Raw genomic sequence first — 997 nt, forward strand, 5'->3', positions numbered from 1 at the left:
CTAGACGGTTGATTCCGTGAAGTTGGTGTTAGTGGTCGTAGGCGGTCAGTGATCGTTTGCTGGTCAGGTCGGTGGTCCAGTTGTGCCAGATGCTTGCGGCCAGGGCGAGCAGGCGTTGGGCAACGCGGGTGAACACCCCCGCTGGGGTGCGTCCGCCGTGCGCTTCGAGGTCGAGTTGGCCTTTCAGGGTCTGGTTGACCGATTCGATCCGCTGGCGGATCCCGCCGAGGTTGCCGTTGCGGTAGGTCTCGTCTTTACGGTCCGGGCGCAGCAACTGGAGTCCCAACGCCTCGGTCTGTTTCTTGAATGCCTTCCCGGCGAAGCCCTTGTCTGCCAACAGGATTTGACCTTCGCGGATGAGGTGGTGGTTGTGTCCGAGCAGAGCCGCCAGCACCTCGCGTTCACCGAGTTTCGGGTTGGCCAGGCACCACATGACTGGCATTCCGTCGCCGGTGCAGACGAGGTAAAGCTTCAGTCCCCAATACCACCGGGAGTGTGACGCGCAGTAGCCATAGCTGGCGTGTCCGGCCAGGTCCGAGCGCTTCACCGTTTCCCGTGACGTCCCGCAGGGCACCGCGGTGGCGTCGGTGATCCACAGGTCGTCGAACCAGGACGGGCAGCAGGCGGCCAGTGTGAGGATTGCCTTGCACAGCAACGGTTGTGCGGCTTTCAGCCGCTTGTGGTAGCCGGACTGGGCCAGTATGGCGGGGAACATCGCACGCCACTCGGCGTCGGCGTGGATGTGCCGGATCCAGCGTCGCTCACTGTCATAGCGCTGCAGCACCTGCGCGACCGCGATCGTGATCAGCTCACTGTCGGTCAGCTTGGGTCGCCGCCCACGACCGGCGCGGGTCGGCACCACGTGATCGTCAACCAGCACGTACAGTGCGGTCAGGAGGGTGTTCAGTTCTTTCGTCACGGTTTGATCTTGGACACCCTCCTCCCACGCCCGCACAGCAGCTCCCTTCACACGACCTTCACGGAATCAGTCATCTAG

General features: G+C 63.2%; 1 protein-coding gene. It reads right to left on the bottom strand.

The window, feature by feature from the left end; genetic code table 11:
* Positions 1–28 precede the first annotated feature (28 nt).
* Positions 29–919, bottom strand: coding sequence for an IS982 family transposase (locus FXO23_RS50545; RefSeq protein ID WP_158896357.1), 891 nt, complete (start codon positions 917–919; stop codon positions 29–31).
* Positions 920–997 lie beyond the last annotated feature (78 nt).

Origin of the sequence: Amycolatopsis anabasis (assembly GCF_009765355.1) — a bacterium.
GTDB lineage: Bacteria > Actinomycetota > Actinomycetes > Mycobacteriales > Pseudonocardiaceae > Amycolatopsis > Amycolatopsis anabasis.